The 19,440-nt window shown below is 63.1% G+C and carries 20 protein-coding genes and 1 pseudogene; 8 read left to right on the top strand and 13 right to left on the bottom strand.

Annotation, left to right across the window (positions count from 1 at the left end):
- Positions 1-6 precede the first annotated feature (6 nt).
- Positions 7-273 (top strand): GntR family transcriptional regulator, encoded by a 267-nt coding sequence (locus ACWD3H_RS42455; RefSeq protein ID WP_451959049.1) that lies wholly within the window; start codon positions 7-9, stop codon positions 271-273.
- A 136-nt stretch (positions 274-409) separates the two neighbouring features.
- On the opposite strand, the gene ACWD3H_RS42450 is transcribed toward ACWD3H_RS42455, so the two are convergent.
- Entirely contained in the window at positions 410-604 is a 195-nt protein-coding gene (locus ACWD3H_RS42450) for a hypothetical protein (protein WP_451959048.1), read from the bottom strand.
- 177 nt (positions 605-781) lie between these two features.
- On the opposite strand from ACWD3H_RS42450, the gene ACWD3H_RS42445 reads away from it, so the two are divergent.
- From ACWD3H_RS42445 to ACWD3H_RS42435, 3 genes are all read left to right on the top strand, one after another.
- A complete protein-coding gene (locus tag ACWD3H_RS42445; RefSeq protein ID WP_451959047.1) occupies positions 782-1,960 on the top strand; it encodes a magnesium transporter MgtE N-terminal domain-containing protein in 1,179 nt (392 codons plus the stop codon).
- A gap of 276 nt (positions 1,961-2,236) precedes the next feature.
- The gene (locus tag ACWD3H_RS42440) at positions 2,237-5,209 is read left to right on the top strand and encodes an NACHT domain-containing protein (protein ID WP_451959046.1); all 2,973 of its coding nucleotides are present in this window, start codon (positions 2,237-2,239) and stop codon (positions 5,207-5,209) included.
- A gap of 479 nt (positions 5,210-5,688) precedes the next feature.
- A complete protein-coding gene (locus ACWD3H_RS42435; RefSeq protein WP_451959045.1) occupies positions 5,689-6,327 on the top strand; it encodes an HAD family hydrolase in 639 nt (212 codons plus the stop codon).
- 245 nt (positions 6,328-6,572) lie between these two features.
- Here ACWD3H_RS42435 and ACWD3H_RS42430 read toward each other — a convergent pair whose 3' ends face one another.
- From ACWD3H_RS42430 to ACWD3H_RS42395, 8 genes are all read right to left on the bottom strand, one after another.
- Positions 6,573-7,784 (bottom strand): tyrosine-type recombinase/integrase, encoded by a 1,212-nt coding sequence (locus ACWD3H_RS42430; RefSeq protein ID WP_451959044.1) that lies wholly within the window; start codon positions 7,782-7,784, stop codon positions 6,573-6,575.
- On the bottom strand, positions 7,781-7,975 hold the full coding sequence (locus ACWD3H_RS42425; protein WP_425957679.1) for a helix-turn-helix domain-containing protein: 195 nt from the start codon (positions 7,973-7,975) through the stop codon (positions 7,781-7,783). The genes ACWD3H_RS42430 and ACWD3H_RS42425 overlap by 4 nt, the downstream gene beginning before the upstream one ends.
- On the bottom strand, positions 7,972-9,642 hold the full coding sequence (locus tag ACWD3H_RS42420; protein ID WP_451959043.1) for a replication initiator: 1,671 nt from the start codon (positions 9,640-9,642) through the stop codon (positions 7,972-7,974). The genes ACWD3H_RS42425 and ACWD3H_RS42420 overlap by 4 nt, the downstream gene beginning before the upstream one ends.
- On the bottom strand, positions 9,639-9,794 hold the full coding sequence (locus ACWD3H_RS42415) for a hypothetical protein (protein WP_451959042.1): 156 nt from the start codon (positions 9,792-9,794) through the stop codon (positions 9,639-9,641). The genes ACWD3H_RS42420 and ACWD3H_RS42415 overlap by 4 nt, the downstream gene beginning before the upstream one ends.
- Complete coding sequence (locus ACWD3H_RS42410; protein WP_451959041.1) at positions 9,787-9,987, bottom strand: hypothetical protein; 201 nt, start codon at positions 9,985-9,987, stop codon at positions 9,787-9,789. The genes ACWD3H_RS42415 and ACWD3H_RS42410 overlap by 8 nt, the downstream gene beginning before the upstream one ends.
- Positions 9,984-11,396: an FtsK/SpoIIIE domain-containing protein gene (locus ACWD3H_RS42405; RefSeq protein ID WP_451959040.1), complete on the bottom strand. Its 1,413-nt coding sequence runs from the start codon at positions 11,394-11,396 to the stop codon at positions 9,984-9,986. Before ACWD3H_RS42405 ends, ACWD3H_RS42410 begins: the two co-directional genes overlap by 4 nt.
- 87 nt (positions 11,397-11,483) lie before the next feature.
- Positions 11,484-11,801: a hypothetical protein gene (locus tag ACWD3H_RS42400; RefSeq protein WP_451959039.1), complete on the bottom strand. Its 318-nt coding sequence runs from the start codon at positions 11,799-11,801 to the stop codon at positions 11,484-11,486.
- Complete coding sequence (locus ACWD3H_RS42395; protein ID WP_451959038.1) at positions 11,798-12,247, bottom strand: plasmid replication, integration and excision activator; 450 nt, start codon at positions 12,245-12,247, stop codon at positions 11,798-11,800. The genes ACWD3H_RS42400 and ACWD3H_RS42395 overlap by 4 nt, the downstream gene beginning before the upstream one ends.
- 263 nt (positions 12,248-12,510) lie before the next feature.
- On the opposite strand from ACWD3H_RS42395, the gene ACWD3H_RS42390 reads away from it, so the two are divergent.
- The gene (locus ACWD3H_RS42390; protein ID WP_451959037.1) at positions 12,511-12,864 is read left to right on the top strand and encodes a VOC family protein; all 354 of its coding nucleotides are present in this window, start codon (positions 12,511-12,513) and stop codon (positions 12,862-12,864) included.
- Positions 12,865-12,981: 117 nt separating this feature from the next.
- Here ACWD3H_RS42390 and ACWD3H_RS42385 read toward each other — a convergent pair whose 3' ends face one another.
- The gene (locus tag ACWD3H_RS42385; RefSeq protein ID WP_451959036.1) at positions 12,982-13,698 is read right to left on the bottom strand and encodes a GntR family transcriptional regulator; all 717 of its coding nucleotides are present in this window, start codon (positions 13,696-13,698) and stop codon (positions 12,982-12,984) included.
- Positions 13,699-14,087: 389 nt separating this feature from the next.
- On the bottom strand, positions 14,088-14,498 hold the full coding sequence (locus tag ACWD3H_RS42380; RefSeq protein WP_451959035.1) for a hypothetical protein: 411 nt from the start codon (positions 14,496-14,498) through the stop codon (positions 14,088-14,090).
- A 208-nt stretch (positions 14,499-14,706) separates the two neighbouring features.
- Here ACWD3H_RS42380 and ACWD3H_RS42375 point away from each other — a divergent pair, with 208 nt between their 5' ends.
- Positions 14,707-15,834, top strand: coding sequence for an XRE family transcriptional regulator (locus ACWD3H_RS42375; RefSeq protein ID WP_451959034.1), 1,128 nt, complete (start codon positions 14,707-14,709; stop codon positions 15,832-15,834).
- A 5-nt stretch (positions 15,835-15,839) separates the two neighbouring features.
- Here the strand turns inward: ACWD3H_RS42375 and ACWD3H_RS42370 are convergent, their stop codons facing one another.
- Entirely contained in the window at positions 15,840-16,394 is a 555-nt protein-coding gene (locus ACWD3H_RS42370) for an NUDIX domain-containing protein (RefSeq protein ID WP_433371741.1), read from the bottom strand.
- 413 nt (positions 16,395-16,807) lie between these two features.
- Entirely contained in the window at positions 16,808-17,089 is a 282-nt protein-coding gene (locus ACWD3H_RS42365; protein WP_451959033.1) for an RICIN domain-containing protein, read from the bottom strand.
- 1,005 nt (positions 17,090-18,094) lie between these two features.
- Between ACWD3H_RS42365 and ACWD3H_RS42360 the strand changes: the two genes are divergently transcribed.
- A complete protein-coding gene (locus ACWD3H_RS42360; protein WP_451959032.1) occupies positions 18,095-19,045 on the top strand; it encodes a hypothetical protein in 951 nt (316 codons plus the stop codon).
- A gap of 273 nt (positions 19,046-19,318) precedes the next feature.
- Positions 19,319-19,440 (top strand): annotated as a pseudogene (locus tag ACWD3H_RS42355) (IS701 family transposase); the annotation flags it as partial.

The raw sequence follows: 19,440 nt of genomic DNA, 5'->3' as shown, positions 1-19,440 counted from the left end.
GTGCTCATGACCGAGTTGCGCGATGATCTGCCCAGGTGGCGACAGGTACGAGACATCATCGTCAAGCGCATCGAGGCCGGCCAGTACAAGCCAGGCCAACGCATCCCCTCGGTCGTCGACCTCACCCAAGAATTCGGCATCGCCACCCAGACCGCACAAAAGGTCATGAACGCCCTACGCAAGGACCGATGGATCCGCACCGAACGCGGCATGGGCAGCTTCGTCACCACCAACGAAGAGCGTGCAGCAGAGGCCAGTGAAGCTTCCGAATAGCACCTACAGAGCCGAGATCATCGAGAGCTGCTCGCTCCGGATGAGAACCTCCGTTCTCGGAAGTTGAGATCACCGGCTGCCTCAGAAGGCGGAAGACCCCTGAGGCGCGCCGACGAGGAGACCCGGTGTTCCCCGTTCAGGGGCGGGCGCCATCCAGGAAGTAAGCGATCGCCAGCATCAAGGCCACAGAGGCCCCGAAGCCACCCGCGCCGGCGAGTACGGCATTGGGCGCACTGGCTCCGCCCATCCAGGCCAGCGTCCCTCCGGCTACGCCGATAATCACGGCAATGATCACGATGATCGCCGCCCACAGGAAGCGGACGTGGTGCATGTCGGTGTTCTCCTGACGATCCAGCCTGCTCGAGCGACAGGCGTCTGACGCCAGGAAAGTCCGAACGCTCCCCATCTGGACAGGGATCACGGATGAGTTGGCCACAAGCAGGACAACATGCCTACGAGCGTGGGGGATCATGGGACAAGATGGGAAGTGGTGGGACATCATCGGACGATGGCAGACGATCTCTCAGCCTCGCAGTCGACCAAGACCACGCGTCCGGGAGTGGAACCCGATCCGGACTCTGTCACCACGGTAGCCGACCTCGGGCGCGAACTGCGGAATCTGCGCATATCTGCGGGCAAACCCTCTCTGCAAAAACTCGTCAACCGTGCCAAGGCACAAGATTTCGAGCTGCCGCGCAGCACCGCCGGTAACGCGGAGTCGGGCAGAATCCTACCGAGGCTGGAGGTCGTCCTGGCCTTCGTCCAAGCATGTGGCGTGATCAGCCGGAGCGAGATGACACGCTGGCGTTCGGCCTGGCAGAGGGCGAGCGCCAGCCGTGACCCACTACTACGTTCCGCTTCCTCCACCCAAGAGACTCTGTCCTTAGCCTTCGACACCGGAAGACGAGAATCAGTTGCCCCTGTGACAGTTCCTGTCACAGTAACCTCTCTCCAGGGGGCAGCCGAACGCCTGAGGACGATGGATCCGGAACAGGTAGCTAAGCGGTTGGCAGCCATGAACTCGGAGCGGGCAGCCGCACTCTTAGCGATGATGGACCTGGACTCAGCAGTTGTGATGCTGGCGGCCATGGACCGGATGCAGGCGGCTATGGCGGTAGCGGCCATGAACCTGAGGCAGGCAGCCGTGATGCTGGAAGCCATGAATCTGGACCGGGCGGCCAAGCTGCTGGCGGCCATGGGTTCAGAGAGGGCGGCCGATCTGCTAACGGTCATGGAGCCGTGGCAGGCGGCCACGAAACTGGAGATTCGGGATCCGAGGTGGGCGGCTATGGCGGTAGCGGCCATGGCTCCTGGGCAGGCAACTGTGGTGCTGAATGCCATGGACCCGGATCGGGCGGCCAAGCTGCTGGCGGCCATGAACCGGGAACAGGCGGCCAAGCTGCTGGTGGCCATGAACCGGGAGCAGATGGCCGTGATGCTGGTGGTCATGGACCGGGAGCAGGTAGCCAAGCTGCTGGTGGCCATGGCTCCTGGGCAGGCAAGTATGGTGCTGGCGGCCATGGACTTGGATCGGGCAGCCGTGATGTTGGAGGCCATGGATCCGGAGCAGGTAACCAAGCTGCTGAGGTTCGTGACTCCGGAGCGGATAGCCAAGCTGATGGATGCCATGAAACAGGTACGGGCGGTTGAGAGGCTGGATGACATGAGCTTGGAGCAGGGGTCGTGAGTCAGGCGCAAGGCAAGAGCCGGACCGGATGAGAACTTTCTCTACGGTTTTAAAGGCGAGCCGCCTACGGCGTCTCGCCGCGCGCCGGCGGTCGCTGGCCGCGCTGCGGCTCTTCGGCCGGTCGCGGCCAGCGCCACCCGCGCGCGTCGATTGGCCGCTACGTCACACTCCGATATAGAGCCACCCCATCGTGTGCATAGTGCAAGATACTGGCAAGGGCGGGTACATCGCGTACGCAAGGATCGAAACGCCGTAGGACTGGGAGCAACACAGCACATGTCTGTCATCGCTCAAGCAGTTGCCGTTGCTGCCGCGAAGGCCGCAACTGGCTTAGCAGTGCAAGCATCTGCTCCTACTTGGAAGGCTCTACTAGAGCGGCTTCGGCCAGCGCCACGTGCACTCAAAAAGATTCCAGCGTGGCAGGAAACAAAACTCACCCAAAAACAAATTGGCCAGGCTCGTAAATATCTTGAAAGTCGCTTCTTTACGGGACTGGTCCAAATACTAACTTATGTTTCCTTTAGCGAATATGATACAGCGCTAGAAATACAGGTCGAAGAGCTGCGCACAGCATTCAAAAAGGAATTTCTCTCCAAAGTTGATGGTGCTGACGAGATCTCATCTCTGGCTAACGAGGTATGGGAAGCGACGCTTACCTCAGTTAAGACATATGTAGAGCAGATCCGCAAATCCGAGCATTCGCCCGAGCTGCAAATAGAACTAAACGCACTAGCCTCACGACGCAATAGTCTCGTACAGGGGTCGTCTACCAATGAACACGGTCATGATAGATCGCATGGCGGCAAGAACTCTCTAACTGTGATGTCGATTGTCGGGGAGAGGGTATCTCTATCGGCACGCCTGGCCCGAGCTGGCGAGATATCGCTAGCAATTCGAGCAATACGGGAGTCGGCCAAGGAAACACATGCCTTCCTCTACATGCCGCACAGCAAGGATCAATATAGGGTCCCGATCGAAAAAATCTATGTCAGTCGGAACCTTATGAAGGTGCACGAGACGGACTTTAGCGAAGTAAGAATTGGTTCAGCATCTTCCCGACTCGGCCGGTTTGCAACCAATGCTGAACATGAAGAAGGTTACAATCCGATCCGAGAGGACTCACTCCTCGACCAGCGCTATGTGTTGATCGGGAATCCCGGCGCCGGCAAGAGCACGTTTATCCGCCACCTGATGTTTCGCTGCTCCACAGATGAGGGAGAGTTCGCAGATATTGCTCCAATGATCTTTGAGTTGAAGAACTATCCATTCGAAAATCTCCGCCCCTTCCCCGAGCTTATTGCCGAACGTATCCGTGCAGTTGACCATGTTGACATTGATGGGAGCATGATTGGAGATCTGCTAACAGTAGGGGGCGCTATTGTAGTATTCGACGGGCTTGATGAAGTTATTGACCTATCGCAGCGTCGCCAGGTTGTAGATGCCATTGAGTCGTTTTGCAGAAGGTACCCACTCACTCGCCTCGTGGTTACTTCACGGGAAGAAGGATATGTTGGGGCTAAGTTCAACTCTAGCCTGTTCTCAATACATCGCATACCGGATTTTTCTGAGATCCAGGTAGAGGAGTACTCTGAACGCTGGTTTTCCTTGGCTTCTGCCCCAGGGGAAGAGCCGCCACCCAGGTTGGTCCAAAATTTTCTCAGGGATAGCGCGCACGCTAGCGATCTTCGGAGCAACCCGCTCATGCTCTCGCTGCTGTGTATGCTATACAAATATGAGGGCTATATTCCCGAGAATCGTCCTCGGGTCTATGAAGAGTGCGCGGAGCTACTGTTCGATCGCTGGGACCGTGTAAAGCATGTCCCCCAGGTCCTATCTCCTGAAGCGAAGAGCAAGAACCTAGTCCAAGAGCTAGCTTATTTCTTTTTCTCCAACCAATCGCGCCAGGGCGGTGTTGCAGAGTACATCGTTGCCAGGGTGTTGCGTGATTACCTTTCCCGGAACGTTGTTGCGGACGCAGAGACGGCTGAGTCTCGTGCAAAGGAGTTCCTTGACTATTGCGCCGGGCGTGCATGGTTGTTGACGAAGGTAGGCGTGTCAGAGCGCAATGACCGACTTTTTGGATTCACTCACAGAACGTTTCTCGAGTACTTTGTTGCATGTTACCTCGTTCGCCATCATTCTCGCAGCGAGGATTTGGTTGATGTTCTAAAGCCAATGATAAGGTCGGGCAGCAGTAGCGTAATTCCCGAAATTGCGATTCTACGCCATGATGAATTGACCGCTGATGGTGCAGACGATTGTCTGTCGTTACTTGTATTCGACAGCAAGAATCTAGCTGTTGCAACGAGGGTCGAATATCTACCTTTCGCGCTAAGCTGCCTTAGATTTATGCGCCTAGCTCCTCATGTGCTGCGAAAAATCTACTACGCTGCCCTGGAAAACTATAGCTATACAAGATCGGCTAAACTACTTGATCTCATGGCGTATGCCAGGGGAGATTCCCAGCATGTCTTGAGGCAAATATGTGAGGAGGTAGCGAGTCGGACGGGGGATCGTAAATACGAGACGCTCGCACTGCAGCATGCTTGCTATGCCCTAACTGTTCGAATTGATGCCGAATGGGCGAACGACATAAGCAACCAACTGCAGCAGATACTTCTGCGACGGGTTCCGGATCTAGTTAACGACCATCCTGATGTCCTTCTATCACTCATTGATATCGGTGCACTTTCGCTTCACGATTTCCTCAATCAGGCCCCGGCGCATTATCTTATTGGAATAGAGGTTCATCACGGCGCGAAGCCTACATTTATTGGAGGGCCATTCTCGGTCGAGTTTGCCCGATTCCTTTCCGGTGGAATTCCCGGCGACGGCCTGATTGAGTCAATGAGACTACTTTATTCCGACCCTAGAGTAGTTATGCCTATGCCCAAATATGCGGCAAGTCATCTCTACTCTCTAGTTGACCGAATGGAGCAAGAAGATGTTAATCGGCTCTTAGTCGATTCTGCAAAAATCTTGCGTCGGCCAATGAAATCCCTCGCCCTTATCGCATGCCTCCTGTATATAGAGTTTGATGTTAGCGATATGCCCGATATTGTCTGCGCTCTTATGTCCAGGACGAGAGGGAGGCGCATCACGGAAGGGCTTAGGGATGCGAGAAACTCGACCGGGAAAATCGATTCAGAGATTATTGGCTATATTGATCGATTGAACTTGGCGCCATCCTGGATTGACTTCCTCCACGAATGGGGAAGCGGAGAGAAGTCGGCAGCTAAACTCGAATAGTCGAAGTGCTTTTCGTAATGCATCGCTTCGGTAGAGGTGTTAATGTGTGGCTTACGGCTCTTGGGCTTTGGTGACCCTGCGATCCGATTTCATTCATGGTTAAGGCCGATCCTCGTGGCCGACACATCTAGTTTTGATTCCCGGCTTGCCCACATGAGACGTAGGTATTCGATGCCCGAACATGGTTACTGGTGTGTCTAAAAGGCGGACAGTCAAGCTGCCGCGTGGCTTCCGTTCCTCGGGCCTAGCGGCCCTGCGGTACGGGTCCACTTGCCATCGGATGACGGAGCTAGTCGCCGGCCAGGGGACTGTTACAACAGCGGGATACAGCAACACCGCCTTACACGATCACATGCCACCGGCCCCCGCGTCTGCCACGTGACCAGGGCGAGGAGCCCTCTGTGTTGTGACTGGCTCCCGTTCGCGAGCAGGCACTCATGATGACGATTCGGCTAAGGTGAGTCGCCGTGCAACGGCTTGTGCTCTTCGACCTGGACAACACACTCGTCAACCTGGACGAGGCGTTCCAGGTATGGGCTGGGGAGTTTGCCGAGGAACGCGACTTAGACCGTGAGGCGGCTGATTGGTTGATCGCTCTCGATCGGGCCGGCTACCCACACCGTGAGGTCTTCTTCACCAAGGTCCGCGAACGCTTCGTCTTGCCCGAGCCGGTGGACGAACTGTGGAGCCGCTACCGTCGGCGCATGCCGTACCTCATCCATTGTCGGCCCGAGGTGATGGACGGGCTGTCTCGACTCCGCACGTCGGGTTGGAAGGTGGCGATTGTCACTAACGGCACCGCGGACAACCAACTCGGCAAGATTCAGCGGACGGGACTGGCCGAGGCCGTCGACGCCTACGCGCTCTCAGGGGTCGAAGGAATCCGCAAGCCCGACATCGGGCTGTTCGAGGTCGCGGCCCAGCGTTGCGGTATGACCCTCGAAGGCGGGGGATGGATGGTCGGTGACAACCTCGTCGCCGACATCGGCGGGGGACAGGCGGCCGGGCTACGTACGATCTGGATCGACCGAGGCACTTGGGCCGGCCACGATCACAGCGCGGATCATGTCGCCACCGACGTGCTTCAGGCCATGGAGATCCTGCACAGCGAGCGGTAATCGAGCGACCAAGCCGCAGCCCGACGAGGAGTGCCGTACAGCAACCCTATACAGCAACACCGTCTTACACGATCACACGCCACCGACCCGTATCTACCGCCCGACCAGGGCGCGAGTCCGCCGACCTGGGGAGCGCCCTTCCCTACGGATCAGAAGGTTGGGGTTTCGAGTACCTCCGGCCGCACACATGCAAGAAGGCCCCTGAACAGGCATTACGCCATCAGGGGCCTTTTTCGTTGTGCTGCTCAGCCGGTCTCTTCGGTGCCGGTGGGAGCCAACCTGGGAGCCAAAGGCGCGGGTCTGCCCAGCAGAGCTCCGGAGATCGCCTCCGACGCTGCCCGCTTGTCCCCCTCCATCAGATGCCCGTAGACGTCCTTGGTGATCGCGATGCTGGCGTGCCCGAGGACGTCGGAGACGACGTGCAGCGGCGTGCCCTGGGCGAGCATGAGCGAGGCGCCGGAGTGCCGCAGCTCGTGCGGGTGCCAGTGGCCGAGGCCGGCCTTCTGCGCCAGCTTCGAGAACAGGTGAGAGAAGGTGTCGGGGTCGGACGGATTGCCGAGCATCGTGGGGAAGATCAGCCCGTGCTCGGTCCACTCCTCTCCGGCCTGGAGACGTTCCGCGTTGTGCACGGCCCGATGCCGCTTGAGCGCGTCGACCAACTCGGGCGTCAGGCAGAGCGTGCGGCGTGACTTCCTGGTCTTGAGTTCGGTGATCACGAGCTTGGTCTTGCGTTCCGCGCCGGGAGCGCGGTTCTTGATCCGCTTCACCGCGTGCGCCACGCGCAGGGTCCTGGCTTCCAGGTCGAAGCCGCTCCACATCAACCCGAGAGCCTCACCGCGGCGAAGCCCGAAGACGAGCGCCAGGAGGACGAGCGCTCCCATTCGATGCTCCGCGACCTCGTCGAGAAGCTTGTGCGCCTGGTCGACCGTGAGCGTACGGCCCTCGTCGGTGTTGAGCCGGGGAGGCATGGACAGCGCCGCGACGTTCCGAGCCACCAGGCCCTCACGCTCAGCCTGTCCGAGTGCCTTGCGCAGGACGGCCCGCATGATCCGGACACTGTTGGGCTTGTACTTCGCCCGCTTGGCCTGCCACAGGGCATCGACGTGAGCGACGGTCAGCGCGGTGAGCTTGTGCCGCCCGAGTCCCGGCTTGAGGTGGAGTCGTACCGTGTCTTCGTAGTCGTCCAGGGTCGAATCGGCGATATGACCGGGGAGCGTGGACAGCCAGCGGTCGAGGAACGTACCAACGGTGATCTTGTCGTCGGGGACCGGCAGACCCTTGGCGATGCCCTCGCGGATCTTCCGGATCTTCTCGACGACCTCGGGGCGCGTCTTGCCGGAGACCTTCTTGCGGATGCGCTCCCCGTTCGGCCCGTATCCGATGGAGATCGCCCCGCGCCACCGGTCGCCGTCCTTGTAGATCGAGTCCTCGTTGTGGCCACGCTTCTTGGTGCTCATGCTGCTTGCTCCTCTTCCAGATGCGCGACGAACTCGGCGAGCGCGGTCGGGGGAATTCTGCGAAGGGTGCCGACACGGACCGAGCGGAGAGCGCCCGACCGCATCAGCGCGTAGACCGTGGTCCGGCCGATACTGAGAAGCTCCGCCGCTCTCTCCGGCCGGAGAAGCAGGTGATCGAGGTCATCTGTCATGCCGCCTCCTTCGTTGCCGAAAGGTCGGGTGTGAGTTGGCCGGTGGCTTTCGCCTGGAGAGCGAGCAGGCTTGCTCGCCAGCGCTGGCGTTCGGCGACCATGCGCAGCAGTCGCAGGGCCAGGGAGGGGATGTTGCCGTCGCCGGCCGGGACGGGTTTCCAGACGTAGCGGTGCGGGTCGGTGGGCTCGTCGGCTAGGCCGAGGGCTTCCATGACCCAGGTGCGGCGGTCGCGCTTGTGCTCGGACAGGGTCTTGTTGGACCACTTGCGCGAGACCAGGACGCGCCGTCCCGCGTAGCCGAGGTGTTCGGGCTTGTGCGCCTTGCTCCGGCACCGGCCCGGCGCCATGCCCGCCTTGGGGTTCTTGGGCTGTACTCCGTAGCGCAGCCAGTTCGGGCAGGCCGGGGAGCAGGGCTCGTAGCGCAGCGCCTCGACCATGCGGGCCGCGTGGTCACGTTGAGCCGGGTTGTCGGCATCGAGGGTGTCGCCGAGGCTCTTGGTCAGGTACTTGCTCAAGTAGCGGATGCACTGGTCGGCATCCGGAGTGCCACCGAGTACGCCTTGAACGTCGACCTGGGGGCCGAAGCGGACCACGTGCAGCGGTTCGGCCTTCTCGTCGGTGTCGAGTCGGTCGAGCGCTTCGCGCCAGGTGGGCAACACTTCCCCGGTGATCGGATCGAGGTAGTCGCCGTCCTGTCCGTCCGGGTAGGGGGTGCCGTCTTCCCGCGCGGGACGTTCGGCCCACACCGGCAGGTGGTCGCCCTCGAAGCGCACCTCGTCGACCGAGGGCCACCACACCTGGTGGTAGGTGGCCGCCGCGATCGCCTTGACCTCAGAGCGCGGCATGGTGCCACGGATGGCCATGTGCAGGTGCGGGGCGAGTCGCTTCTGTGGTTCGACGGAGGAGAAGTACTGCAGGTCATAGCCCGCGACGCGGCGCAGGTTCTGCACGAACCGGTCGACGAGCTTGGAGAAGTGCAGCGCGTCCCGAGCCGCCCGCGTGTAGTCGTAGCTGTCCGGATCGACGGGTACGCCTTGCCCTGCTCGGATCTTGCCGTAGGAGGGAAGCGTGAGGGTGACGAACAGCGACGGTCGGTAGACGGCCCCGTCCGAGCCGGTGAAGGTCCGCCCGAGCGTGGTGTTCCGCCGGATCTTCTTGGGCAGGTCGGGAGCATCTTGGCGCCGCCTGGTCGAGCGGTTGCGCTTGGCAGTGGTCCGGCCAAGCAGATTGCCCCGCATCCCGGCCTCGTTGATCTCGGCATCGAGCCCGGCGAGGATCGCGTCCAGGTCGCCGGTGTCCTCGCCGGCCTTCTCTGCGGCATCGCGTTGAGCCTGCATGTCCGCGCGGAACTCCACCAGCCAGCGCTGTTCCTCATTCGGCTCATCCGGAGTCGTTGAGGGTTCGGCGTCCAGGTGCCAGCCTTCCCGGCACTGGGCCATCCGCAGGTAGCGGTTACGCCGAGCGCAGGAGGGACACTTGGCGTCCATAGTGGCCCCGCAGGGCACGTTGACGTCCTCGGTGAGCCCGGTATGGGTGTCCATCCGCCGCAGGACCACGGGCCGGATGCACACGCCGTTGTGCTTGGCGATCTCCACCGCGACATCCAGCGCGAGCGGCATTCTCTGACGCTCGGCACGCGACAGGCCGCGATCGTTGGGGTTGCTCACACGTCCTCCCCATCGTGGTCGGGGTCGAGGAGCGCGCCCTGTCCGCACTCGCGGCACTCGACCAGGCCGCGGATCAGGTCCAGCCACAGGGTGTTGACCGCGCCGCAGGCCGAGCAGCGCAGACCGTCGAGGATGTAGGCCAGCTCAGTCACGACCGCCCCTCTCCACTTCGGACAGGTCGGCCGACAGCCGGAACGTGGTCTGGTAGGGGTCGGTGGTGACGCGGATGTTGAGCAGCTCGAAGGCCAAGACAGGCTGAGCGTGACGGGTTCCCAGGACGGCCAGGATGGGCCGCTCACACACGCGGGTGATCTCCTCGTCGGTGCCGTAGAAGCAGACCCTCACGCGGCCACCTCCAGCGCCATCGCGCGGATGTCACTGTCGGAGACGTACGCGGCGCGCACCCGGATCGGATCGGGCGAGGTCTCCAACCGGACGTAGCCGATACCGGCCCCCTGCTCGGGGATCGGAGAGATGTGATCGGCCAGCGCCCCGCGATCCCGTGCGCCGTCGCCGAGGACCATGTCCACCTGCTCGGACTCGTCTAGCCGGAGGGCGATCTTGTCGGGGAACAGGTTGCGGATGTTCATGACCTCCTTGCGCGGGTCCTGAAGTGCGGCCATGACGCCGAACCCGACCGCACGACCCTGCGTGGTGAGCGTGGCCAGGGCAGCGGAGATGCGGAGCTTCAGCCCCTTGTCGGACTGGTAGGCGGTCAGGAACGCCACCTCGTCGACCACCACCAGGACGAACGGGTCATCGACGGTGGGTGTGTGAGAGCGCTGGAGTCCGGCGTAGCGGTCGGCCCGCTCCTGCATGATCTGCACAGCCGCTTCCAAGAGATCGGCGCAGTCGGCCGGACTCGCGGCGTAGCGGTCCCCGAACAGGTCACGCCCGTAGGACAGTTCCATCCGCTTGGGATCCAACGCCCACACTTGGGCCAGGCCCGCACGGGTGGCGGGGAGCAGACCTCGGACGGTGGACCAGATGACCGAGCCCTTGCCCGCCCCGGTGGCCCCGGCGACCAGGACATGAGTGCCGTGAACCTTCAACAGCCAGGGCTTGCCGTCCTCGCACGTGCCGACCTCCACCGGACCCACCGACGCCTCAGCCGGAACCGGCACGGCCGCAAGCGGAGTGGCCAGGGGATCGCGCCGAGGGAAGACGAGCAGCAGCCGGCCAGAGCGCGCGACGGAGACCCGGCAGGATTGAGCACCGAACCCGTGGGCGAGATGGTCGGTGCGCTCAGCCCAGTCCTTGACCGACTGCCCGGTGAGCATCCGCACCGTGACCACATCAGCCCACGAGGTGCAGGTGACGCGGACGAGGCGGGGAAGGTAGTCCCGGCCGCGTAAGTGACGGCCAAGCCCGGAGATGATCATTACCGGTTGCCAGTGCCGCCGGTAGATCCACACCCGACGCCACCAGGCCAGCAGCCGCCAGCCCACCAGGCGCAGGAACGACGGACGAGCGAGGAGGCACCACGCGGTGAGGCCGAGCGGAACCAGGACGACGAGGCCGAGGCCCCAGCGCCAGCCGTACGCGAGCGAGACCACAGCAGGGGTGAGCGCGACGGCCGAGGTGATTGGGTGACGCCACAGCAGCCGCAGAAGACCGGCCAGCAGCCGCCACGTGAAGATCAGAATCGTGAGGATCGCCGGGGTGCGGAGGACGGCCGGGCGGAAGACGACGGCGGTATCGGGGGTCGTGGAGACGAGGTGCTGTGCCTCGTCGCCGGGCAGTTTCTTGAACATTAGGCTGGGGGCCTTCCTTGAATTCGCGTGAGAGGGAGAACCGAGGGGCCGCCGGAAGTTGGCGCTTCTGGCGGCCCCGCTTACGTGTCAGGCCGCCTTGTCCTGCTCGGCCTGGTCGGGGTTGGTGGGCTGTTCGGTGTGCAGGCGCTCGCAGTCGGCGAGGTAGCGCGCGGAAGCGGCGAAGATCTCCCGCGCGAGGGTCACGTCCTGTTCGGTGACCGGTCCGCCGCCCGTGGTGGTGACCGTCATCTGCGCCTCAGTGCTGGACAAGGTCAGGAACGGTCGCTCACCGTCGCCCCCGAACGCCTTGGCCGACACATCCGAGGTGCAGAAGGAGACATCGAGCCGGGTGACGCCCTCACGAATCGACGCTGTGACGTAGGTGTAGGGCTTGTGCTCACTCACGCGGCCACGTCCTTACCGGCCGTCTCCTTGACCGAGGCCGAAGCACTCTGCCGAGCGGGAGCAGTGGCGGAGCGGGGAGCACGCATCGAGGTTGCGCGGATGGACCAGGCCAGGCGTCCGGTGTTCTGGGCGACGTAGGCGGTGGCGGTCATGCCGTCGAACTCCACCGGCACGAACGGCAGCCCCGGCAGCGCAGCCGGGACGACGGGTTGAACCGGGGACAGGATCTTGACCGAGACCGTCTTCTGTCCGGCTTTGACGGTTGGATCGGCGTCCATGACCGCGACCTGCCACACCAGCTCTCCGGTGTTCTTGTCCTTGGCGTAGACGGTGCGCCCCTTGGACGAGGCGTCGAAGTCCTTGACCTGCTCGACCTCGCCGACGATGAAGCAGCCGTGCGGGAAGACCTGCGTGAAGCTGATCGGGATGGGGCCTTGGATGGCCATGGGGGTTCCTCTCCTTGAGCGGCAACCAGATGGCTGGTTGTTCACTTGTCCGCTTAAGTTGAAGGTAGCCTACGACCACTCGTCCGCACAAGTGATTGAGTCTAGCGAGCCGCGAAGACCTGCTCATGTCGCGGGAAGTCATGGCTATCGACTACCGGCGCATCCGCACTTCAGTTATGTGGCGGCCTGGGGATCGGCATGGAGATTGCCGCCACATGGCGGATCAAAGTATCTTCATGTCAAGATATATGTGAGGAGTTGTGATGCTGCATCACGTGCTGCTGGCCTGCCCCCAGGGAAGCGAGCCGGTCTTGCGCAACTTCTACGAAGGTGTGCTCGGTCTGACCGAGATCCCCAAGCCCCCCGCTCTCGCCACTCGCGGCGGGTGCTGGTTTCGCGGCCATGGCATCGAACTACACCTGGGTGTCGAGGCCGACTTCCGCCCCGCTCGCAAGGCACACCCCGGCCTCCTGGTCCGCGACATCGACCAGTGGGCCCAGCGGCTGAGCAACGCCGGCTATCCGGTCGACTTCGACGACGACTTCCCAGGAATGCGCCGCTTCCACAGCGAAGATCCCCATGGCAACCGCCTGGAGTTCCTCGAACCGCTTCCCTGACAACGGGCACCTGCCCGACACCAAGGCCAGCCGAGACGACCGGGGTAGATCCTGCTCAGAGGTAGAGGTTCCGCGAAGAGATGAGTATCGCTTCGCTGAGCGTTACCAGAAGTCGGCCTATGTCACCGGGTAGACATCCTGGAGTTCATGAAGGTCACCGGGGAGAGCCACACTCATCACCAGGAGCACCGCCCCAGTGGCATCATGCACGGTGGCCAGCACCCCGAGAACGGGCTTGGAAGAGCCGAGCAACTCGGCCTCTTCCTTGGTGGGATTGCGCGCGGTCAGCCGCTCGGTGACGTGATCGAACCGCAGGTGCTTGACCGCCTGGAGGTGATGGCGCACCCCGCGCGCCAGCGGTTCGGGCTTGTCGACGTCGGTGCCCAACGCGATCTCCAGCGGGAACCACAGGGTCTCCACCGCCGACACCCGGCCACCCTGCTTGGCCACCCGCCGACGGGAGATCACCGGCGTCTTGTCCTCAACACCCAGCAGACGGGCGATGTGACGGGGAGCCGGAACCCGGGCAACGTCAGTGACCGTCTCGCCGCTCTCGGCCTGCTCGGTCACCGCCAGTCCCGGCCGGATGCGATCGGCGGCGCTCTCGGGACGGCCCTTCACGAACGAGCCGCGGCCGTGCTCGCGCTCGATCCAGCCCTGCATGGCCAGCGTCTGAAGCGCCCGCACCACCGTCGTACGGCCCACCCCGAACTCCCGGACGAGCTGTGTCTCGGAGGGCAGCATGTCGCCGGCCGCGTACTGCCCGGCCTCGATACGCTCCTGAATCGTGCCCATCACCTGGGCATACTTCGGAGGGGCGAAATCCCTGCTCATCTTAACCGCCCGATCGCTCTACCACTTGTCTGCACAAGCACACTACCGGCTGAGGGCAGTCCTGTCAGGACCCGCAGCAGCGACAGGCACCTACCTGGCCAGCCCGGCCAGAATCCTGATCCACACCACCCGCGCCTGAGCAGGCGACCACGCCTCACTGTGAAACACGGTCACTCGACTTTTGTCCTGAACCGTGCGCCGAATGAACGACAGCCCGCCCGCATCGCACAATTCGTAAAACGTCACCCGGTGCTCATGACAGGTCCAGGCCACTACCCGAACCCGCCCGAAACGCCGTGACCTATTCCAGGTCAAAGGCATGCATCCGGGAGCAGCCGGTACGAGATGATGCGCTATGCACGACACTCCCCGCCGGGGAGGATTCTCGCTCATGATTCCTGCCGCTCGAAACGCACCGACCCGGCCAGGTCCACGGTGGCGTGAAAGATCACCTGTCGTGTCCAGTCGTCCTGCACGGTGCTGAAGTCGTAGATCCGGTGCGTGATGCGGCCCCAGACCGTCGAGGGCGACTCCATCCGACGCAGTTCCGTACGGAGCGTGTCCATCGCCGTGGCCTGCCCCGAACTGATCCCGCACGGTCCGAGCTCGTCGGTTCCGCCGGAGGTGATGAACACCTCCCACTCGAACCTCTCGACGAACTGTTCGGTGCCGCCGCAGTAGATGCAGTCCTCGTATGCCGAGAGTTCCAGGTGCAGGCCCATGGCCGCCACGCATCCACGGCGGGTGACGATCTTCCAGCCGCGCCCGTCGCACTCCGTGCACTTAACCGGTGTTGTCATGCCGAAAAGAATGTCCGGGCGAACTTTTCCGCCCTATCCCGCGCAGGTATACCACCAAGAATATAGAGTCCCGTTCTGCGGCAATGCACCACTTCGGAACCGATGACCGGAGGATGGAATGCACAGCAACGCTTTCAATCCGATCGAGATTCCGGCACGGGTCTGGGACAGCGACGAAAGCCAAGAAATCCTTAAGAACCGTGACGTGATGGGGCTTTTCACTCTCGCTGTCAAGTACAGCGGAGCAAGCCAGATCCGCCTCAGCACGGCGACCGGAATAGCCCAGGGCCACGTGAGCCTGATCATCCGAGGGCGACGCCAGGTCACCGACCTAGAGGTCTATGAACGCATCGCCACCGGCCTTGGCCTGCCTGATCACGCCCGCATGCTCTTCGGCCTGGCCCCACTCGATCTCGCCTCCCCCACCGGGGATCACGGCGACAACCACCAGGAGCAAACCGACGAGCTGACGGCCCGGATCGAAGCCGCCGCCGCCGTCGACCCCACCACGGTCATGATCCTCGCCACCGACACCAACAACCTGCGCCTGCTGGACCGCCGACGCGGCGGGGTCGCCATCGCCGACAAGATGCGCGCCCAGATCGCCCAGGTGGAAGATGCACACCGGCACGCGGTACGACCCGGCATCCGCGCCCAGCTCGCCCACATCCTCGCCGAGACCGTATCCCTGGCCGGATGGCAGGCCATCCACACCGGTGCGCTCAACGACGCCTGGAATCACTACGAGCACGCCAAAGCCGCCGCCCGCGAAGCCGACAATCCCTCAGTGCTCGCCTACGTATCCGCCGAACAGACCTACGTCCTGATGGAACTCGGCAGGCCGGCCGAAGCCACCGAGCTACTCCAGTACATCCACGCAACCCACCGCGACCACATCCCCAACCTGCTACGGACCTGGCTGTCAGCAGCCGAGGCCGAAGCCGCCGCGATCCTCGGCGACGAGACCACCTGCCGCGCGGCCCTCGACCAGGCCGCCGCACTTCTACCGGCCGGGGACGCCGATGTGAGCATGCCCTACCTCTCCTTGGACGCTCACCACCTCGCCCGCTGGCGTGGCAACTGCCTGGTGCGCTTCGGTGACCCCGGCATCGTCGAAGATCTGCGCTCCGCCTTGGCCGGAATGGACGGCACCTACAACCGCGCCGAATCCGGAGTCCGCTGCGACCTGGGCCACGCCCTTCTGGCCAGAGGAGAACCCGACGCGGCCCAACCCCACATCCAACGCGCTCAGCAACTCGCGACCATGACCGGCTCCCGCCGCCAGCGCAAGCGCATCGAGGAACTCGCCCGAGCGGTTAAGCGCTCACTCCGTTGAGCCCCTCACCCGCTGCTGAGCCGCTCCCGTGCCGCGTACAGACCGATCAACGTCCCCGACGTCCAGATGTCACCGCGGGCGATCATCGCCGGGATCTCCGACATCGGCACCCACTCGATGAGATCGGCCTCGATCTCCCCCGTCGGACTCCCGACCAACTCGGCACCCCGCACCAGAAACAGATTGTGCTCTGAGTCGACCATGCCGGCCATCGGCTGGTAGGTGATCAGATGCTCGATCTCCTTGGGCCGATACCCCGTCTCCTCCTCCACCTCACGAGCGGCCGTCGTCATGGCGTCCTCACCCGCATCGACCAGCCCGCCAGGCAGCTCCCACCCCCACCGATCCGCCAGGAACCGGTGCCGCCACATCAACAGCACCCGGTTTTGGTCATCGACCACCACCGCGATAGCCGCCCGATCCAGATGCACCACGTGATGCTCGAACCGCTCCCCGTCCGGGATCGCAACATCAACGAGCCCCAGCCGGATCCACCGGTTGTCGTAGATCAGCCGCTCACCATGCACGATCCAGCGCGTCTGCTCATCGTTGGTAGCCACACAGCGAAGTTACCGCCCAACAACCCCGACGTACACGGGCATCAGCACAGGAGCCCGTGCCATCACGGAGCATTGCCGAATTGTTCTTGTGATGATCAAGGCGGCGGCGCGGCGCGCCGCCGCACGGCCCTCCCACCGCCCGCCGTCCGGGCGTGCGGCGTGGGCGCCGGTCCCGAACGGCGGCGGAAATCGGCCCGCCCGCCGCACCACCCGCGCGCCGCACTCGCCCATCGGCCGCCGCAGTAGGGCCGCACCGCCGCCCGATCAGGGCTAGTCCAAACTCTGGGGCGGAGCAGAGATAGAAGACGCCCTCGTCCCCGGCAGGGGAGAGGGCGTCCAGTGAGGTGGATAGGGAAACTCGGCGGAGGGATCTCCGTATGAGTTTGTATCCGTGCCTCTGTCAGGTGTTGGGCTCAGCCAAGGCGGAAGTGCTGGTTGTGCTTACCCGCGTAGCCCCATTGGACGAGCTTGGCGCCGTCCTGGAGACTTTCGCCGAGGACCGACAGGGTCTTGCCGCTATGGCGGGCCTCAATGCTGAAGTAGCCGTTGTCCTGCTGGACCAGCCGCCACTCCTGGTTGGGCTTGTTCACGTAGGCCCACTGGACCACTTCGGCGCCGTCCTGGAGACCTTCACCGAGGACCGACGCTGCCTTGTCGCTGTGACGAGCCACCAGTGTGGCGGTGAACCTGGCCATTGTTCCTCCTGGGGTGAGGTGGGGCGTTGGGAACAATGAAACAGTCGTGACTCCAAGTAATCAAACGGTCACCGAAAGTGACCAGAACTGGCCATCTCCTCTCCGGCATCGCCCTCACGATCGCCTGATGGCGGCTGAGCCCGTATGTGGTTGGGGGCGATCGACGGTCCGGGACTTCGTTCCTCAGCCCCGGCCCACCGGGTAGCGTGATCGGTCACAGCTCATCCTGACGGCGCGGCGAAAACACTGGAAGTTACCGAAGACCGCAGCGAGCGAGCAGGATTTCAAGATCCGGACTATGCGCGGATTGCCTTCGTTAAACAAGAGTGAGACGGCATCCGAAATGCCAGGTCAAAGCGCTGCGAACGCCAATAAGCGCCATCCACTTTTAATCCGTAGGTTCACGAGTCGATCTGAGCCTTGTTGCCTCCACGACATCACCCCCAGGAGCCTGGCGGGTCAACGGTGAGATCTTCAGGCTGTGGGAGCGAGGCCGGCTCACCATCAACGGAGTAGACCTCAAGGCACGAAAGATGACTGTCCTCGACGAAGAGCAAAACACCGTCATCGCGCCCGCGCACGCTGGCGGAGATCAGCACCCCGTCTTGTACTGGGGAGGCGAGCGCAGGAGGCCCTGTTCCTGCCCGAAGATCCACCGTTGCACATCCACACCCACACCGTCCGGCCACAATTGTCGAAGAGACTTGAGCGCGAAGTTCATCCACGCCAGGAAAATCTTGCGCGAGAAGAGCCAGGATGACGGCTTGCTCCTCGGCTGACAGATGGCGTTCACTGATCGACATATCGTCAAGGTATCGAACCAGGCACGCGGGATATATGCGGGATGATCTTCTGTGGGCGGTGCCAAGAGGAAGGTTCCCGCCCTGCTCAGAGCCGTCTTGTTCTCTCGGAACGCAGCCCTCTTGAAAACCGCTAGGGCCGGTGACAGCGTTCGCCGGGAGCCGTCGTTGTTCCGTGTCGGTGCCGCCTCCTAAGCTCCCCGCCATGGCACTGACCACCCCTGACCCTCCGGTCGACGTCACCCAGATGTTCCCCGAGCTGCGCGCGTACGCGAGAACAGCGGTCCGCCTCCATCCGCGGCCGGGGAAGCCGACCATGCATGACAGTCACATCGGGGGACCGCTGATCTGGCCGGTCACCGAACCATGGCCCGCATGCGACCAGACCCTCCAAATGCCGGCCGCGCCCTTCGGTGAACCCGGCTGGGCGGACTGGGGGGACCGCGTTCCTGAAACCCCGACGCCCATGGTCGGGGTCGCGCAGTTCTACGCACGCGACATCCCGGAGATTCCCTTCCCCGAGGGAGCCGACCTGCTCCAGGTGCTGTGGTGCCCCAACGAACACGACCTGGACGACATCTGGGGACCCGCCCCTCTGCTGGTCTGGCGCCACACCACAGACCTTGCTGACGTTCTCACCGAACCCCCGATGCGCCACCACGCCAGCCCCGACAGCCTCCCCGGCACCCCGGCGGCCGACCTCAGCCGGGAGGACTATCTACCGCGCCCCTGCGTGCTCCACCCCGAACGCGTCACCGAGTACCCCGATTGCGAGGAGTTGCCCGGGCAGGTCCGGGCAGCCCTCGACCAGTGGGGCGATCAAGTGGATGACGGTAGCTACCAGTACCTCCTGTCCATGGCGCCCGGCTGCAAGATCGGCGGATGGGAGTCCTGGCACCTCACCGACATGTACCCGCTGCCCTGTAACGTCTGCGGAACCGAGACCGAACCGCTCCTCAAACTGGACAGCAGCGAGTGGGACGGCGGCAGCGGACCACGGTGGCGTCCCCTGGAGGAACGCCACCTCGCATGGGGAACACCCGAATGCGAGGAGACCGTCGAACCCACCACGCTCGCCCTCGGCCGATCTGGAGCCCTCACCATCTTCCTCTGCCCCCGCTCCGTCGAACACGGTTACCGCCTGACCATCCAGTAGCCGCCAACCAGCCTTCGTGTCTCCGGCGGGAGCGCAACGGCTCCGTGGCGATCACCAGTGAAGCGCTCCAGGTTCGTCCGGTTTCGGGAGCCACGCTGGGAGCCACCCGAACAGACGATCATGAACTGAGTCGGACGTGCTTGAACGGCCGGAGTCCCGGCGAGCAGCAGGGCGAACGGCTCTGGACGATCCTGGAAAGCGTTTGGGGACCTATTAGGACTTGGTTACCTCGGGTAGGAGACGGTATGTCACCTGCTTTGGGGGTGAGGGAAGATGACCCCTCAAGAACTGGAGGCCGTGCGGGCGCGACTGGAGACGTTCGCCGCTGAGGTGTTCTCCGGTTTTGCCCGTGCTGATCAGCGGCGATGGGGCGAGCGGTATGTGCGTGGCCTGCT

This window comes from Streptosporangium sp. NPDC002607 (assembly GCF_053592655.1).
The sequence above is the reverse complement of the archived record's forward strand: the minus strand, read 5'-3'. Positions and strand labels throughout refer to the sequence as shown.

Excerpts from the sequence above, each read along its gene's own strand:
- ACWD3H_RS42455 (WP_451959049.1), top strand. The coding sequence starts at position 7 with ATGACCGAGTTGCGCGATGATCTGCCCAGGTGGCGACAGGTACGAGAC.
- ACWD3H_RS42450 (WP_451959048.1), bottom strand. The coding sequence starts at position 604 with ATGCACCACGTCCGCTTCCTGTGGGCGGCGATCATCGTGATCATTGCC.
- ACWD3H_RS42445 (WP_451959047.1), top strand. The coding sequence starts at position 782 with ATGGCAGACGATCTCTCAGCCTCGCAGTCGACCAAGACCACGCGTCCG.
- ACWD3H_RS42440 (WP_451959046.1), top strand. The coding sequence starts at position 2,237 with ATGTCTGTCATCGCTCAAGCAGTTGCCGTTGCTGCCGCGAAGGCCGCA.
- ACWD3H_RS42430 (WP_451959044.1), bottom strand. The coding sequence starts at position 7,784 with ATGAGCACCAAGAAGCGTGGCCACAACGAGGACTCGATCTACAAGGAC.
- ACWD3H_RS42425 (WP_425957679.1), bottom strand. The coding sequence starts at position 7,975 with ATGACAGATGACCTCGATCACCTGCTTCTCCGGCCGGAGAGAGCGGCG.
- ACWD3H_RS42405 (WP_451959040.1), bottom strand. The coding sequence starts at position 11,396 with ATGTTCAAGAAACTGCCCGGCGACGAGGCACAGCACCTCGTCTCCACG.
- ACWD3H_RS42395 (WP_451959038.1), bottom strand. The coding sequence starts at position 12,247 with ATGGCCATCCAAGGCCCCATCCCGATCAGCTTCACGCAGGTCTTCCCG.
- ACWD3H_RS42390 (WP_451959037.1), top strand. The coding sequence starts at position 12,511 with ATGCTGCATCACGTGCTGCTGGCCTGCCCCCAGGGAAGCGAGCCGGTC.
- ACWD3H_RS42385 (WP_451959036.1), bottom strand. The coding sequence starts at position 13,698 with ATGAGCAGGGATTTCGCCCCTCCGAAGTATGCCCAGGTGATGGGCACG.
- ACWD3H_RS42380 (WP_451959035.1), bottom strand. The coding sequence starts at position 14,498 with ATGACAACACCGGTTAAGTGCACGGAGTGCGACGGGCGCGGCTGGAAG.
- ACWD3H_RS42375 (WP_451959034.1), top strand. The coding sequence starts at position 14,707 with ATGGGGCTTTTCACTCTCGCTGTCAAGTACAGCGGAGCAAGCCAGATC.
- ACWD3H_RS42365 (WP_451959033.1), bottom strand. The coding sequence starts at position 17,089 with ATGGCCAGGTTCACCGCCACACTGGTGGCTCGTCACAGCGACAAGGCA.
- ACWD3H_RS42360 (WP_451959032.1), top strand. The coding sequence starts at position 18,095 with ATGGCACTGACCACCCCTGACCCTCCGGTCGACGTCACCCAGATGTTC.